At 40.1% G+C, this 11,608-nt stretch carries 11 protein-coding genes and 1 pseudogene; 6 read left to right on the top strand and 6 right to left on the bottom strand.

Annotation, left to right across the window (positions count from 1 at the left end):
* Both FJR05_RS12705 and FJR05_RS12700 read left to right on the top strand, forming a co-directional pair.
* Positions 1–369, top strand: a 369-nt coding sequence (locus FJR05_RS12705; protein ID WP_168644447.1) for a DUF4351 domain-containing protein, incomplete at its 5' end; no start/stop codon positions are given.
* Between the two features lie 92 nt (positions 370–461).
* Complete coding sequence (locus FJR05_RS12700; RefSeq protein ID WP_254446927.1) at positions 462–707, top strand: DUF4351 domain-containing protein; 246 nt, start codon at positions 462–464, stop codon at positions 705–707.
* A gap of 58 nt (positions 708–765) precedes the next feature.
* Here the strand turns inward: FJR05_RS12700 and FJR05_RS12695 are convergent, their stop codons facing one another.
* Complete coding sequence (locus FJR05_RS12695; protein ID WP_168644446.1) at positions 766–2,622, bottom strand: CHASE2 domain-containing protein; 1,857 nt, start codon at positions 2,620–2,622, stop codon at positions 766–768.
* Between the two features lie 149 nt (positions 2,623–2,771).
* Here FJR05_RS12695 and ychF point away from each other — a divergent pair, with 149 nt between their 5' ends.
* A complete protein-coding gene (gene ychF, locus FJR05_RS12690; protein WP_168644445.1) occupies positions 2,772–3,863 on the top strand; it encodes a redox-regulated ATPase YchF in 1,092 nt (363 codons plus the stop codon).
* 73 nt (positions 3,864–3,936) lie between these two features.
* Here the strand turns inward: ychF and FJR05_RS12685 are convergent, their stop codons facing one another.
* Complete coding sequence (locus tag FJR05_RS12685) at positions 3,937–4,794, bottom strand: prephenate/arogenate dehydrogenase (RefSeq protein WP_168644444.1); 858 nt, start codon at positions 4,792–4,794, stop codon at positions 3,937–3,939.
* Positions 4,795–4,880: 86 nt separating this feature from the next.
* Between FJR05_RS12685 and FJR05_RS12680 the strand changes: the two genes are divergently transcribed.
* Genes FJR05_RS12680 through FJR05_RS12670 form a run of 3 tightly spaced genes read left to right on the top strand, consistent with a single transcriptional unit; the run spans position 4,881 to position 7,974 of the window.
* Entirely contained in the window at positions 4,881–6,419 is a 1,539-nt protein-coding gene (locus FJR05_RS12680; RefSeq protein WP_168644443.1) for a pentapeptide repeat-containing protein, read from the top strand.
* 59 nt (positions 6,420–6,478) lie between these two features.
* Positions 6,479–7,060, top strand: coding sequence for a DUF1517 domain-containing protein (locus FJR05_RS12675; protein WP_168644442.1), 582 nt, complete (start codon positions 6,479–6,481; stop codon positions 7,058–7,060).
* A 47-nt stretch (positions 7,061–7,107) separates the two neighbouring features.
* The gene (locus tag FJR05_RS12670) at positions 7,108–7,974 is read left to right on the top strand and encodes a DUF1190 domain-containing protein (RefSeq protein WP_168644448.1); all 867 of its coding nucleotides are present in this window, start codon (positions 7,108–7,110) and stop codon (positions 7,972–7,974) included.
* Positions 7,975–8,068: 94 nt separating this feature from the next.
* Here the strand turns inward: FJR05_RS12670 and ctpB are convergent, their stop codons facing one another.
* The 4 genes and pseudogenes from ctpB to FJR05_RS12650 all read right to left on the bottom strand — a co-directional run.
* Positions 8,069–9,403, bottom strand: a complete 1,335-nt coding sequence (gene ctpB / locus FJR05_RS12665; protein WP_168644441.1) for a carboxyl-terminal processing protease CtpB — start codon at positions 9,401–9,403, stop codon at positions 8,069–8,071.
* Positions 9,404–9,994: 591 nt separating this feature from the next.
* Positions 9,995–10,726, bottom strand: a complete 732-nt coding sequence (locus FJR05_RS12660; protein WP_168644440.1) for a 2-phosphosulfolactate phosphatase family protein — start codon at positions 10,724–10,726, stop codon at positions 9,995–9,997.
* 164 nt (positions 10,727–10,890) lie between these two features.
* A complete protein-coding gene (locus FJR05_RS12655) occupies positions 10,891–11,271 on the bottom strand; it encodes a DUF423 domain-containing protein (RefSeq protein WP_168644439.1) in 381 nt (126 codons plus the stop codon).
* Positions 11,272–11,279: 8 nt separating this feature from the next.
* Positions 11,280–11,555 (bottom strand): annotated as a pseudogene (locus tag FJR05_RS12650) (hypothetical protein); the annotation flags it as partial.
* Positions 11,556–11,608 lie beyond the last annotated feature (53 nt).

Here is an 11,608-nt window from a genome sequence, read left to right as displayed (position 1 = left end):
AGATTGAATAAAATAGAAGAAAATAAATTTCAAACAGAAATAGGTTCATTAATAACAGAGGAAAAGGAGGGAGTTATGCAAATTGTTACCAGTTGGATGGAAGAAGGAATTGAAAAAGGAATCGAAAGAGGAATTGAAAGAGGAATTGAAAAAGGAATCGAAAAAGGAATCGAAAAAGGAATCGAAAAAGGAATTGAAAGAGAAAAGAATTTAATTATCCGTCTAGTTAATAGGAAATTTGGACAAATTGATCTAGAATTAGAGACCAAGATTAGAAGTTTAAATATAGAAATCATTGAAACTTTAGGAGAGGCAATATTTGATTTAGATACTGTGGAAAAGTTGCAAGCTTGGTTAGAGGGTGTTTGATATAGGAATCTTCTTTGAGATTGAATAAAATAGAAGAAAATAAATTTCAAACAGAAATAGGTTCATTAATAACAGAGGAAAAGGAGGGAGTTATGCAAATTGTTACCAGTTGGATGGAAGAAGGAATTGAAAAAGGAATTGAAAGAGGAATTGAAAGAGGAATTGAAAGAGAAAAGAATTTAATTATCCGTCTAGTTAATAGGAAATTTGGACAAATTGATCTAGAATTAGAGACCAAGATTAGAAGTTTAAATATAGAAATCATTGAAACTTTAGGAGAGGCAATATTTGATTTAGATACTGTGGAAAAGTTGCAAACTTGGTTAGAGAATCTTTGATATAGGAATATTCAATAATTGTAGTGATGACTGGGCGCAGGCCCTGCTCCCCTACCTCCTACTCTATCAATTTACCTGTAATAGCGTAAATCATGGTCAATTGTCGCCGTCCACGTAATTGTAACTGCTGGATTTTTTGGGTAGAAAAATGTTGTTTAATTAGTTGAAATGTGGTTTCGCTAATTAGAATGTTATGAAAATTTCCCACTTTTGTGCTTTTGTTGAGTTGTTCTAAACGGGAAGCAACATTAACAGCATCTCCCAAGACAGAATAATTTAACCGTTGAGAGCCACCAATACTACCTGCAATCACTAAACCTGTATGAATACCAATGCCAATACTAATAGTAGGTTTACCTGAACGTTCCAACTCCTGATTTAATGTTATTAATCTTTCCTGCATAGAAATTGCCGCAGACACAGCATTAATAGCGTCCTGTTGAATTTCTTCAACTCGTCTATGGGGTAGGGGAATACCAAAAACGGCCATCACGGCATCCCCAATATATTTATCAACTACTCCATGATGCTTTTGCACACACTCGGCCATAGCACCTAAATAAGAATTTAACCAATCAAGCAGTTCTCGTGGTTTCATGCCTTCGGAAATCGTTGTAAAATTGCGGATATCGCTAAACATCACTGTGGCGATCATTTCTTTAGCATCTAATTGACCGTTTTGAAAAATCTCATCCCGATGTTGCCAAATTAATGTTGCTGTTTCCTGGGAAACATGACGAGCAAACAAACTCATTAATTGTTGCTTTTCTTTTTGTTCTTGCCACTGGACGCTGAGTCCTACTAAGAAAACCGTGCCAATGGGAGCAGCCGTAGGTAACCAAAGATTAGAAATTGTTAAAGTTAATAATGATAAAGTAAACCAAGTAAAAGATAATGTCCCCAAAACCAAAATGCGGTGGTAAAATTTCAAAGGAGTGAGAATTAGACTCCCAATCATGCCGATACTAAATAATAATAATAGTTCTAATTGCCAAGGTAATCTCTGGAGAAATCGGTGGTTAAGGAGATTATCAAGGACGGCAGCGTGTACATAAATACCGGATGTTGGTGGTGTTTGCTCGTAGGGTGTTCGTAAGGGATCGTTTGCTCCGGTGGCAGTCATGCCCACGAGAAGAATTTTATTTTTGAGTTTGGCTGGATCAATTTTTCTTTTGAGAATATCAGCAAAGGAATAGGTGGGGATTTGGTGAGTTGGTGCTACCCAGTTAATCCATCTTGGTTCTTTGTTAAGTGGCGAGGGAATGGGAATAAGTGATTGGCGAGAATTATTGTGATCTGGGCTGAATGTTTGCTGTAAGTTATGATTGTAAACCTCTAATAACTTGATACTCAAGGATGGAACTTGATCAATGTAGAGAAAACTTTGTCGGGTGACTCCATCTAAATCAGCATTGCTCACAATGTGTCCCTTTGAGGTAACATTATCTAAAATTGGTACAGGACGGAGGGTTTGTTTCTGTAAACCGGGGGCAATGGCTAAAACCACCTGGCCATTGATTGCCATTGCTTCAGCCAATGTGGAATCATAAATGCTAGGTTCAACAAAGAGAATATCAAAGCCGATAGTGGCTGGGGGAGAGGCTTCTAGGGTTTCTAATAATTGAGCATAGCGATCGCGCGACAGGGGAAACTGTCCATATTCACGTAATGTAGTATCATCAATGCCAATTACTGCTACTCTTGCATCCCAACGAGGATTAGTCAGCGAGTTACGAGCAGAAAATAATACATTAAATCCTAGTAATTCTAAGGTAGTCCAAGCCCCTAACTGCCATAATCCAATTGATAACAGCGCACTCAACGCTCCCGGAAGCAGTAAATTATTTTCGAGAATTGGGCGTTGTAAAGATTTCCGAATTGTTTGCCAAGATTGTCCCCAGGCTTTAAAAGTCATTTTCGGACAGCCACAAAAAGATACCTTAATTAAGGGTTACATAAACAGATTTTTCAGTCAAGGATGAAAGTCTGTTTGGCAATTAACTCCAACCATGCTCCACCTGTTTGAATTATCCTTATACTTGAAACCAAAATCTAAAATTTACAATGCTAAGAGCCGGAATTGTCGGACTTCCCAACGTCGGAAAATCAACCCTATTTAACGCTGTAGTCGCTAATGCTAAAGCTGAAGCCGCTAACTTCCCATTCTGCACCATTGAACCGAATGTTGGCATGGTCTCCGTCCCCGATGACCGGTTAGACGTTCTCGCCAAAATTGCCACCTCAGTGCAAACTATCCCTGCCCGTGTGGAATTTGTTGACATTGCCGGTTTAGTTAAAGGTGCAAGTCAGGGAGAAGGACTGGGTAATCAATTTTTATCCCACATTCGGGAAGTTGATGCGATCGTTCATGTCGTGCGTTGTTTTGAAAATGATGATATCATTCACGTAGCCGGTTCTGTTGACCCAGCGCGAGATATTGAAATCATTAATTTAGAACTTGGTTTATCGGACTTATTCCAAATTGAAAAACGGATTGAGAGAACTCGGAAACTCGCCCGCACCAGCAAGGATGCCCAGGTTGAAGTAGAAATTCTGGAAAAATTAGCCACCGCTTTAAATGAGGGTAAATCTGTCCGTCAAGTTGGTTTAAATGCCGAAGAATCGGAAATTATTAAGGGCTTAGGATTACTTACCAATAAACCTATTATTTACGCTGCTAATGTTTCTGAAGAAGACTTAGCTACAGGTAATGATTTTGTCGAAAAAGTGCGAACAGTTGCGGCACTCGAAAATGCCCAAGTTGTCATAGTTTCTGCTCAAGTAGAAGCAGAATTAGTAGAACTACCCGAAGCAGATAAAGCTGATTTTCTGGAATCTTTGGGAGTCAAAGAAGGTGGGCTAAAATCCTTAATTCGGGCAACTTACACTCTTTTAGGATTGCGGACTTATTTCACCTGTGGACCGAAAGAAACCAGGGCTTGGACAATCAATGCCGGAATGTCTGCACCTCAAGCCGCAGGAGTCATTCACTCTGATTTTGAACGGGGATTTATTCGGGCAGAAACTGTCGCTTATAACGATTTAGTCACTCATGGTTCAATGAGTGCAGCTAAAGAAAAAGGCTTAGTCAGAAGTGAAGGAAAAGAATATATCGTCCAAGAAGGTGATGTGTTATTATTCCGGTTTAATGTGTAAATCACAATAAGTAGGGGCGCAGGGCCTGCGCCCTCAACTATATTTCATCTCCAGCACTTTTCCAAGTTTTGGATCATTCCTCCTGAATCCTGACTCCCACGAAATCAGGACGCGCTTGCTGATTGAATTTAAACTTTTCTGCTAACAATTCCCATTTTTCCTGCTCAATTATATGAATAAATTCGTCTAAATTTTCGCGGTATTGATGAAGAGAATGTAATAATGCTTGGCGGTTATATTGCGCCATCATGACTCCTAATTCGGGATTTCCTCCCCCAACCCTACTTGTATCTCGAAACCCCGAACTAGCAAAATTTTGGGCTAATGTAGCGATTTCTTGATCTTGTTCACTTAAACAAGCTGCTATCAAGGAGGCACTTACCATTACAGGTAAATGGGAAATCCAACTCACAGCCCGGTCATGTTGTTTTGGTTGACAATGGTAGATAATAGAACCGAGCGATCGCACAATTTCTTCTACAATTGTTACAGCATCACTGGGTGTTGTCTCCACTGGCGTTAATACATAAGGCCGATTGACAAACAAATCTCGCTGTGCTGCTTCTATCCCGACATCAGTTTTGCCCGCCATAGGATGACCACCCACAAAATTTTCCCATAAAGGAGAAATCGTTTCCACTATGGGTGTTTTGACTGAACCAACATCAGTGATAATGGTAGTCTTTGGTAAATGAGTTATTAATTCTTTGACTTGGGGGACTATCAGTCCTATCGGGGTACAAATAAATACAACATCAGCTAATGCCAACAAGCTCAAATCCACCGACGCTTGATCAACACTACCAAGTTTAATTGCTTTCTCACAGGTTGATTCACGACGGCTGACACCTAAAATATAATGTCCTTGCGATCGTAAATCAAAACCTAAACAACCACCAATGAGTCCCAGTCCTACAATACCAATTTTCATCGTCATTTTGAAAATTTAATTTTTACTTGTTCTCTCGATACTTTACCAACTCCAACTCCCAAAGTTGGCAATACCAGGGTAGATTCATGAATTTAGAAGCAGAACTAATCGCCAAATATGCAGAAGGGGTTTTAGACTTTAGTGGTCTTAACCTAGCAGAATCAAATTTTAGTAGCATTAATCTTAGTGGGATTAACCTAAGTCAAGCCAACTTGAGTGTAGCCAACTTAAGTGGTATAAATCTCAGTAAAGCTGACTTAACCAATGCTCAAATGAATGTGGCTCGACTGAGTGGGGCAAATCTTACCGATGCGATTCTCAACGGATGTAGTCTTAATGTTGCCAATTTAGTGCGGGCAGATTTGAGTCGCGCTCAACTTTGTGGAGCTTCCCTAGTTCGTGGTGAGTTAGTTCGGGCTGATTTAACTCGTGCTAATCTCTCAGATGCCAATCTTAGTGGTGCTGATTTACGAGAAGCCACACTCAGACAAGTGAATCTCCGTCATGCTAACTTGAGCGAAGCCAACCTCAGAGGATGTTTTCTCAGAGAAGCTAACTTAGAAATGGCTAATCTCCAGGGGACAGAATTAGGAGCTTGTGACCTTACCGGAGCTAATCTCCAAAACACCGAACTGAGACAAGCTAACCTATCCTTAGCTAACCTCACTGGTGCCGACTTGCGAGGAGCTAATCTGCGTTGGGTGGATTTACGTGGAGCTAATCTTAGTTGTGCCGATTTAAGCGATGCCAAACTCAGCGGAGCTAATTTAACCGGTGCAGATTTGACCAATGCCAATTTAACCAACACGAGTTTTGTTCATGCCAATTTAACCCAGGCAAAATTAATTAAAGTTGAATGGAATGGTGCTGATTTATCGGGAGCGACATTAACCGGTGCTAAACTGCATGGCACACCCCGATTTGGATTAAAAATAGAAGGGATTATTTGCCAATGGGTTGATCTTTCCACTAATGGCGATCGCTCAATCATTCAGAATTTTACCCCAGAAAAAGCCAAAGAATTTTTTAATCTTACTCCCCCCAGCTTGCAAATTATTATTGATTTACCCCTCAACCATCAGGCTAACTTTGTTCTCGCCGGCACTTATTATAAAATCTCTCAAGAATACCCAGCCCTAATCCAACCACCTAACATAGAAATCAGCGCTCGCAGAACCACTTTAACTTTTTGTATAGATAACGACCTAACTTTATTTTCTACAGCTTTTATCGCCGTTCTGCCATTTCAAGATGCTAACATCACCAAAACCAATATTTATACTATGGTAGATATGATGCGTGCTGAATTCATCCAACAGCAGGATCTCAAATCCATCAAAATAGTCAAACAACTAATCATCTTTTTATCGAAAGCTATGAGAAAAGCCAAGATAATTGAAGAAACAAACAGAAATTTAGGAGCAGCCCAAAAACTTAGTTTTTTCAAAGCACCTACCAGAACAGTATTAACAAATTCTCACTCTAAAAATCTAACAGTTTACGATCATCCTCAATTTGGGAAAAAAATTCCCAACAATGAGGAGATATCTGATAAATCAGTATATACCATACCCGATTTTGCTGTGATTGCAGATTTTATCAAAGAATTTTACTGCATTGGTTAATTGTCAGTTGTCAGTTGCAATACTATTTCATAATTTACTAAAATTATAGGAGACAACAAATGTTTAATCGCATGATGGGCAGAACTCGCTATATTGTCTGTCGGTTGTTTTTGCATTTACAGGGAGATGAAGTAGCACCAATCTTAGGTGTTCTCAATAGTGCCGCTAGAACAGCCATCAATGCTGATGGCGATATGGATATTTTAGGAGAAGAATTGGTGCAACTATGCCAAACTTTTCTTCAATATGACGAATATTGGTTCTCTGCTGCCAATGAAGGTGATGTCTTTTGGAACGAAGGGGAAGCAGGAGATTATGTCAATGAATTATTCACAGACTCAGCCCAAAGATATGGAGCTAATCTTGATTTGAATTCAACCTCTTCCAATCAGCCCTTATCACTTCCTGTCACCCGGAACATCATTGTCATGATTATAGTCGGGTCCGAAGGGGAAATTCCAGAGTTAGAAACCGATTTAGCTAACATTTCCGCCTTGAAAGCAGCCTTTAAAGCCCTAATTAATCTACACTACAAACATAAACTCCGCGCTATCCAAGTGCATTTTTCCCCAGCCCAATTAGGTGATGAACTTTCCAGCGATCAATTATTGGAATATTATCCAGAATTGATTCCCCTGTAAATAATTCGTTAGTCTGTAATTAGTACCCGAAAATAAACATGAACACGATGATTATCAGTATACTACGTAAATTTACAGTTGTTTGTTTAGCCTTAACTTTGTGCTTAACAACTGTCGCTTGCGGGGGAGGAAACCAAGCTAATTCCTCAAGTAAGAACATTAGCCAAACTGCTACTCCTACCAAGTTAAATGATGGTCAGTATGAAGTACAACAGGGTACATACAACGATGCCAATGGTGAGTATACCTTGTTTTTACTCAATAACAATCCCCCCAGCTTTGCCACAGAAAAGCTGCAAATGGCACGATTGACAGATGACGAAATCAAAGCAGGTAAGAAAACTTACTTAAAAGTAGAGAATAGTCAGCCAGTCCTATACATGACTGAAGACTTCAAACTTGAGTACATCCACAATGTCACCGAAACCAGAAACAATCCCCAAACCGGACAACCAGAAACGGTAATTGTCCGTCAGCAAAGTAGTTTTTGGGCCCCTTTTGCCGGAGCTTTAGTTGGTAATGTTGCAGGTCAAGCTATTGGTAGTATGTTATTTAGACCTCAATATTATGTTCCCCCCGTTTATCAGCCCGGTGGAATCATGAATGGTTATGGTGGCTATGGTTCTAACTATGACTCGGCTGTTTCTAGTTACCGTTCTCGCTACAATGAACCACCCGCAGCAGTGAGAAATCGCACGGCCTTCCGCACCACAGGAAACATCAGAAATTCGTCTTCAGGAAGTGCAAACCGCACCACCAAAACTGGACGAGCTTCTGGCTCTGGGTTTGGTGGTAGTAACCTTCGTCCTTCTGGTAACTCTAGCTCTAGCCGACGCAATTCTGGCAGTAGTTTTGGTAGTGGTGGACGTTCTTCCAGTCGTCGTTCTTCCGGTTTTGGTAGCAGAAGAAGATAGGGAGTGTATTCATTTCATTAACTTTTGATTCGTAGGTTGGGTTGTGGAAGGTTCACGGAACGTGGTTTACCCATAACCCAACCCACAATAAATGCTAAAACTTCAAGTCTTTAGCATTGACACTAATAGACTGAGGATTTTGATTTGTCACTGATTGCGCTAATTTGCCATTAGAAAGCACAGCAATAGCACGGGTATATTGGGGATCGCTATTTGTACCGATTAAATTCGGATTAGAAGCTAGTTGGCGTTCTTGAGTTTGGGTCAAGTCCAGCTTGATATCGGGGGAAATTCCTTTATGATTTATATCTGTACCATTGGGTGTATAGTAATGGGCAATAGTCACAGCTAAACCTGAACCATCTCCTAGTTCATGGACTGACTGCACCAAAGCCTTACCGAAGGTTTGACTACCCACAACTACAGCCCGTTTATTATCTTTGAGTGCGCCGGTGAGGATTTCACTAGCGCTGGCGGAATTACCATCCACTAAAACTGCTAAAGGTAGTTTTGTAATAGCTGTCTGATTTGCTTTGGTTTGAGAGCTTGACCCTTTGCGGTCTACGGTTTTGACGATATGACCGTCATCTAACCACATCCGGGCAATTTCTATACTCGCATTTAACAAACCACCGGGATTACCTCGCAAATCTAAAACGTAGGAATCAACTTTTTGCTTCTTTAAGGTGCGAATAGCTACCCGCATTTGATCCGCCGCATGGGAGCTAAATTCTTGTAACCGAATATACCCTACTCGGCGACCAGATTCTTGTTTAAGGGTATACCGGACTGTGGGAACTTCTATGGTTGCCCTTGTTAATTTAATGTTAAATTTGTTATTTGGTCTTTCTATATCTAAGCTAACAGAAGTACCTATTTGACCACGAATTAATTTTGAGGCATCTTCTACTGTCATTTTTAGGGTAGATTTACCATTTATTGCCAAAATTTCATCGCCTGATTTCAGTCCGGCTTTGAGGGCTGGAGAGTTTTCTATGGCTTCTATAACCGTGAGGCGTTTGGTTTTTTCGTTGATTTGCATCCGAATCCCTATCCCGGACACTTCCCCAGATGTTTGGTTTGTCAGGGATTCGTATTGTTTGGGGTTCATAAACCGGGTATAGGGATCACCTAGTTTTTGCAAAGCTTCGCGGATTGCTACATAAGCTTCGTCTTTAGATGTATAATCTTTACTTAATAGACTTTGCCTAACTGCTTGCCAATCTTGTTGGTTAAATTTCTCATCAACATATTCACGATTTACCAACTGCCAAACTTGGTCAACTAATGCTTTCGGACTATCTTGTAAAGCAGCCCGAACGCAGTGTGTCCAGGCTTGACCAAATACAGATATAGTAGCAGTTGTAGCGATCGCTCCACCAATCATGGCAGCTTGGAGCGGTGAGTAACGTTTCGCAGATTGGTTCATGTATATTAGCTGAAATAGTTGTGTTTTTGACAGTTTATCAATCAGAATTTTCTGATGTTTGCTAGTTTTTTATCCTAATAACCTTGATACTTCATTTATTTTTTTTGGTTTTTTGTTAATGATGACTTAGATATTTTATTTGTCGGTTAACAAATACGGGTTGAGTTGATCAGTTTTTTACAGAGCAGCCCGAATATGGAACACTTAGGTGAGTGTCGGTTGTAAATGCCCAATTATTTCTTTTACCATAGCACTTTCTTAGCTGAGTCGCGGTGATTTGCATCAACAGATAGTTAAAGTTTTATTAATTATTGATGCTTTGATAAATATACCATCAACTCAATTAATTGATTTTCCAGGCAAATTTAAGAAATCGTGGCAACTGTTACAAAAATTATTTTGGGGGGTTAGAGGTTGTTTGAAAAGTATTAGATGAAACCAATAATTTCCAAAAACCTAACCCCTAAGTCCCCTTCCCTGCTCTACGATGTACACACAACCTTACCCAGAGCGAGTTTCCAGCCCTGAAAGCAGGATTGAAACTGACGCAATCCACAAACTAAAGTAGAAATTTCGGGAGGTTTTTGAGAGTTAGCGTTTTAATACTCCTGGTTCTGTTTGAATCGGTAAAATATCTAAAGTATCGGTTTGGGAACAATATTTGAGGTCTTCTAAACATTCTAAGCGTAATAAGCGTTGACCGTGACTAGCTTGATGGAGTAGTCCTAATAGGTCATTTTGCCATTGGGAGTAAAGGGCGATCGCACTAATTGTTTCATCATTCCCACTGATTTCTGCTAGGGTACAATTAGTTTGTTGCCAAATGCTATGAGCGATCGCCCCTGCACATACTGTATCCTCTAAAGAATAACTTCCTTCCCAACCAGAACCCACAATCCAGACAGTTTCCGGTTGCTTTTCTAGGAGAAATTTAACTACTGCTGCCCGATTAATCAAAGCTGCTGCGAGGACAATGGGGGCATTTTGTATCCGTTGTAAAGCCCTTGTGCCATTGGTGGTACTAATAAATAACCTTTTGCCGGCAACTAATTCGGCTGTGCAATCCAAGGGTGAGTTACCCAACTCAAAACCAGCTACTTTAGCACCACCCCGTTCTCCAGCCCTGAGTCGCTTTTCTGAAGGCCATTGTTCACTCACTTCCATCAGTTGATTTAAATCGCTGAAAACCTGTACAGCTTCACCTCCAGCGGCTAAAACTGTAGCCATTGTACTAGTTGCTCGCAGAACATCAACAGCGATCGCACATTCTGGAACTGTATCAGTTGGGGTCAATTCGGGAGTGTGATATACAAATATCTTCACGTGCTGGCTACACCTATTTTATAAGACTGCGGTAATATTCTACCTACTTGATGTCACCACCTGATGATACTATTTTTCAATACATAAGAAAGAAAAGGCAATAGGCAAGAGGAAACGGGATACTTTGAGTGATAATTTAGACTCCATTTCTCATTGGCTACTGATTAAAACTTGATGGTTGCACCAGCTACAGCTAAAGCAGCCCAACCCAGCATTAATGCCAATCCTCCTAATGGGGCAACTGCTCCTAAAGACCTAATACCAGTTAAACTGAGAGCATATAAGCTACCGGAAAAAATTACGACACCAATTATAAATAACCAACCACTAACTAAAAGCGTCGTCGGTGGACTTTCTAAACGACTGATGAGGATGGCGACTAGCAAAAGTGCCAGAGCGTGATACATTTGGTAACGAGCGCCAGTATCAAATATTTCTAAAGCACGTTCAGTAATTTTTTCCCGCAAAGCATGAGCGCCAAAAGCACCACCAGCAACAGACAAACCGCCAAAAATGGCGGCTATAGTTAAGAAAAACTGTGTCATTTGACCTATTAAACATCAAAATGATATGATACAGCCCCTTCTTCAGTTACTTGAAAATTTGCATTAAATTCTTTAGCTTTTTTATCCAAATATTGTTTAGCTTCCGCTGCTGGTAATTGGGACTGCATGGCAAAATTTAACAAAGTTACTCTGCCTTGATTTTGTAGTAACATTTGATAAAATTGTGCTTGTAATTGTTCAGCATTTTGTTGTTTTAAGGCTTTTTGCTCTTGTTGACTTTGTTTATACAAACCTAACGCTAACCAACTCCCCAATATCGCACTAGTGGTCTGTCAAGCAAAAAATTGTGAATTTGAGAGAGAATAGGGGGGCTATT

The sequence above is a fragment of the Dolichospermum sp. UHCC 0259 genome (genome assembly GCF_009711935.1).
GTDB lineage: Bacteria > Cyanobacteriota > Cyanobacteriia > Cyanobacteriales > Nostocaceae > Dolichospermum.
Note: the sequence above shows the minus strand (reverse complement) of the source record. Positions and strands in the feature narration are given on the sequence as shown.

Coding starts and splice junctions, on each gene's coding strand:
- FJR05_RS12675 (WP_168644442.1), top strand. CDS start 6,479: ATGTTTAATCGCATGATGGGCAGAACTCGCTATATTGTCTGTCGGTTG.
- ctpB (WP_168644441.1), bottom strand. CDS start 9,403: ATGAACCAATCTGCGAAACGTTACTCACCGCTCCAAGCTGCCATGATT.
- FJR05_RS12695 (WP_168644446.1), bottom strand. CDS start 2,622: ATGACTTTTAAAGCCTGGGGACAATCTTGGCAAACAATTCGGAAATCT.
- FJR05_RS12685 (WP_168644444.1), bottom strand. CDS start 4,794: ATGAAAATTGGTATTGTAGGACTGGGACTCATTGGTGGTTGTTTAGGT.
- ychF (WP_168644445.1), top strand. CDS start 2,772: ATGCTAAGAGCCGGAATTGTCGGACTTCCCAACGTCGGAAAATCAACC.
- FJR05_RS12670 (WP_168644448.1), top strand. CDS start 7,108: ATGATTATCAGTATACTACGTAAATTTACAGTTGTTTGTTTAGCCTTA.
- FJR05_RS12655 (WP_168644439.1), bottom strand. CDS start 11,271: ATGACACAGTTTTTCTTAACTATAGCCGCCATTTTTGGCGGTTTGTCT.
- FJR05_RS12700 (WP_254446927.1), top strand. CDS start 462: ATGCAAATTGTTACCAGTTGGATGGAAGAAGGAATTGAAAAAGGAATT.
- FJR05_RS12680 (WP_168644443.1), top strand. CDS start 4,881: ATGAATTTAGAAGCAGAACTAATCGCCAAATATGCAGAAGGGGTTTTA.